Raw genomic sequence first — 3,570 nt, 5'->3', positions numbered from 1 at the left:
CTCCTCGTTACTCTTGATCCTGCCGCACCTGGCCGCGATGACTCTGCCAACCGCCACAACCCCGACACAACCGAACACCCCCCCCGGAAGGTCGGGCGACCGCGCAGTTGGAAAAAAGAACCCCCCCCCCCCCCCCCCCGGCCCCCCCCCCCCCCCCCCCCCCGCCACACCCTCGGGCGAGCCGGTGGCGAAGCCCGCCGCGGCGGCGAGATACGGGTTCGCCGCTGGCGCCCAGGCCGCCTCGGGAACCACCGACCCCGTCGGGTCGAGCCCACGGCTGGTGAGCAGCAGCCGCGCCATCGCGCGGGCCACCAGGCCGTTGCCGGCGGCGAACGGCCGCAGCGTGAGCAGTTCCCCGTGCACGACGGCCGCGACGACCAGTGCCGGCGCATCGGTGGTCCGCACCACGTCGCCCAACAGGTTCAGGCGCGCCGCCAGCTCGGAGCCTGTCGGCGCGGGCCCGAGCCCGCGCAGGTCCTCGGGCGCCTGGTCGACCCGCAGCCGTCCCAGCTGGTCGTCGGCCAGCCATCCGGCGCCCGCCGCGCTGTGCAGGCCGGCGACGAGCTGCCCGAAGGGCGGCACCCGTGCGGCGCCGCGCGCGCCGAGCTCGGGCATCAGACCCTCGACGCGGGCGCCGGCCCGTAGGGCTCCGAGGGCCACGAGGTGCTCATGTCCGCCGCCCGGCTCGGCGCCGGTCACCATCGCGCGCATCACGTCGAGCGGCACGCGGGCCCCGTCGAGCGCGGCGCTGGCCCGGGCGCTGCGAACTGTCGCCTCGGCGCGCACGCCGCGCCAGCGCCGGCGGTAGGCCTCATGCCAACGGAGCTCCTCGCAGGCGACCCGCGCGGCCTCCACCGACTGCGCGACGCCGGGTAGCGTCGCGATCCCCTCCAGGGGGTCCGGACCGGTCTCCGCCGCTGCTGCTCGCGCCACACGCCCACCCTACGGCGGCGCTTCCGGGTGTCGGCGTGGGCGCCTGGACGTGGTCCAGGCCACACTGTGCGCCATGGTTGCCGCGCCCAGCGTCTCGTCGTCCATCACCGCCCGCCTCCAGGTGGAGGCCCGCCCGACGGCGGTCAGCGAGCTCACCACGGCGATCGAGCGCGAGGGCGGCATCGTCACCGCGCTCGACGTCACGGCGTCGGGCCATGAGCGGATCACCGTCGACGTGACGTGCGCGACGCGGGGTGAGGCGCATGCCTCCGACATCGTCGAGGCATTGCGGATGCTGCACGGGGTCACCGTGGAGCGGGTCAGCGACCGCACGTTCCTGCTGCACCTGGGCGGCAAGCTGTCGGTGGAGTCCAAGGTGCCGCTGCGCAACCGCGACGACCTGTCGATGGTCTACACCCCGGGGGTGGCGCGGGTGTGCGAGGCCATCGCCGCCCACCCGGAGGACGCCCGGCGGCTGACCATCAAGCGCAACACGGTGGCTGTGGTCACCGACGGCACCGCGGTGCTGGGCCTGGGCAACCTGGGCCCGCTGGCGGCGCTTCCGGTGATGGAGGGCAAGGCGGTGCTGTTCAAGCGGTTCGCGGACATCGACGCGTTCCCCATCGCGTTGGACACCACGGACATCGACCAGATCGTCGAGACGGTGTGCGCCATCGCGCCGGTGTTCGCGGGCATCAACCTCGAGGACATCTCCGCGCCGCGCTGCTTCGAGATCGAGCGCCGCTTGCGGGAGCGCCTGGACATCCCGGTGTTCCACGACGACCAACACGGCACCGCGATCGTGGTGGTGGCGGCGTTGACGAATGCCCTGCGGGTCGTGGAGAAGAAGCTGCCCGACGTGCGGATCGTGCTGTCCGGCGCCGGCGCGGCGGGCACCGCGGTGCTCAAGCTGCTGCTCGCCGCGGGCGCCCGGGACGTGGTGGTGGCGGACATCGACGGCGTGGTGCACACCCGGCGGCCGGGCCTGACGCCGGAGCTGGCCTGGACGGCCGCGCACACCAACCCGCGCGCGGTGGAGGGCACGCTGCGGGCGGCCCTGGCCGGGGCGGACGTGTTCGTGGGCGTCTCGGCGCCCGACGTGATCGACGGCGACGACGTGGCGACGATGGCCGCCGACTCCATCGTGTTCGCGCTGGCGAACCCGCGCCCGGAGATCGAGCCCGAGGTCGCCGCCCTGCACGCCACGGTGGTCGGCACCGGGCGCTCGGACTTCGCGAACCAGATCAACAACGTGCTCGCGTTCCCGGGCCTGTTCCGCGGGCTGCTCAACGCGCAGTCCCACCGGATCAACGAGGCGATGCTGCTGGCCGCCGCGCAGGCGCTCGCGTCGGTGGTGCGGGACGAGGAGCTGAACCCGACGTACATCGTGCCGAGCGTGTTCCATCCCGATGTGACCGCGGTGGTGGCGGCCGCTGTGGAGCAGGCCGCCCAGGCGACCGGGCTTTCGTCCCATGAACACCGCGTCGGGCGCCCGCAGGCTTAGCACCATGCTCAGCATCTCCGAGGCGCTCGACCTGCACGACGCGGCGGCCCGCAAGAAGACGCAGCTCACACGCACCCCCGCCGTGTACCTGGTGCACGCGATGCTGGCCGGCGCCTACATCGGCATCGGGGTGGTCATCATGACCACCGCCGGCGGCCCGCTCGCCGTGGCGGGCTCTCCGTGGGCGCCGCTGGTGCAGGGCCTCGTGTTCGGTGTGGCGCTGACCATCGTCGTCGTGGCCGGTGGCGAGCTCGCGACCTCCGCGATGATGATCCTGACGCAGGGCGCCCTCCGCCGGGCGATCACCTGGGGCCGCGCTGCCGCGACCCTGCTGTTCTGCATGGTGGGCAACTTCGTGGGCGCGATGGCGTTCGCGGCGCTGCTGCACTTCTCCGGCGCGCTCGGCCCGTCGACGAACGCCGGCGCCACCATCGCCTCGATGATCGAGCACAAGGCCGCCGAGACCACCACGGAGCTGTTCTTCCGTGGGGTGCTGTGCAACCTGCTCGTCTGCCTGGCCATCTGGTCCGCCGCCCGGCTGCGCTCCGAGGGCGCGAAGATCACGCTGATCTTCGCCTGCGTCATGGTGTTCATCACCTCGGGCTTCGAGCACGTCGTGGCGAATATGACGACGTTCTCCTTCGGGCTGCTGGGCGGCCTGCCGCACGCCACCTGGCTCGAGCTGGGACGCAACATGGCCGCCGTCGGGCTCGGCAACCTCGTGGGCGGCGGGCTGCTCGTCGGCGCGGCCTACGTCTACGCGGCGGGGCGCCCGGCGCGCGTGGAGCCGACGGCCGCGCCCGCCCCCGCGTCGGCGGCCTCCGGCCCCGACCTGGCACAGGTCCACGCCTCGCTTCGCTGAGCTGCGATATCCGTCTGGACGAGCGGGCAGAGCGCCTCGCCCCTACCGTGAGAGCCCTGACGGCAGCGCCGTGACCTGGCGCCCCGCACGGCGACGGAGGAGCAGGCCATGAGCACGTCCGACCCCGAGCACCCCTCGTCGTCCCCGACGCCGGCAGAGCCAACGGGCACGCAGCAGTCTCTTATACACAGCCGACGCGGCCGACGATCGTACGCGTGGACGCCGCGCTCGCTGTACTCGCGTTATGTGACCAAGCAGTTAACGTCGCCCG

At 73.3% G+C, this 3,570-nt stretch carries 3 protein-coding genes; 2 read left to right on the top strand and 1 reads right to left on the bottom strand.

Annotation, left to right across the window (positions count from 1 at the left end; genetic code table 11):
• A partial coding sequence (locus BN3788_RS00015; protein ID WP_066581469.1) for a Fic family protein occupies positions 1-933 on the bottom strand: 933 nt, incomplete at its 3' end.
• A gap of 73 nt (positions 934-1,006) precedes the next feature.
• On the opposite strand from BN3788_RS00015, the gene BN3788_RS00010 reads away from it, so the two are divergent.
• Entirely contained in the window at positions 1,007-2,437 is a 1,431-nt protein-coding gene (locus BN3788_RS00010) for an NAD-dependent malic enzyme (protein WP_066581466.1), read from the top strand.
• Positions 2,438-2,441: 4 nt separating this feature from the next.
• The gene (locus BN3788_RS00005; RefSeq protein WP_066581464.1) at positions 2,442-3,299 is read left to right on the top strand and encodes a formate/nitrite transporter family protein; all 858 of its coding nucleotides are present in this window, start codon (positions 2,442-2,444) and stop codon (positions 3,297-3,299) included.
• Positions 3,300-3,570 lie beyond the last annotated feature (271 nt).

It is taken from the genome of Cellulomonas timonensis (genome assembly GCF_900046455.1).
GTDB lineage: Bacteria > Actinomycetota > Actinomycetes > Actinomycetales > Cellulomonadaceae > Cellulomonas_A > Cellulomonas_A timonensis.
Note: the sequence above shows the minus strand (reverse complement) of the source record. Positions and strands in the feature narration are given on the sequence as shown.

Excerpts from the sequence above, each read along its gene's own strand:
- BN3788_RS00010 (WP_066581466.1), top strand. The coding sequence starts at position 1,007 with ATGGTTGCCGCGCCCAGCGTCTCGTCGTCCATCACCGCCCGCCTCCAG.
- BN3788_RS00005 (WP_066581464.1), top strand. The coding sequence starts at position 2,442 with ATGCTCAGCATCTCCGAGGCGCTCGACCTGCACGACGCGGCGGCCCGC.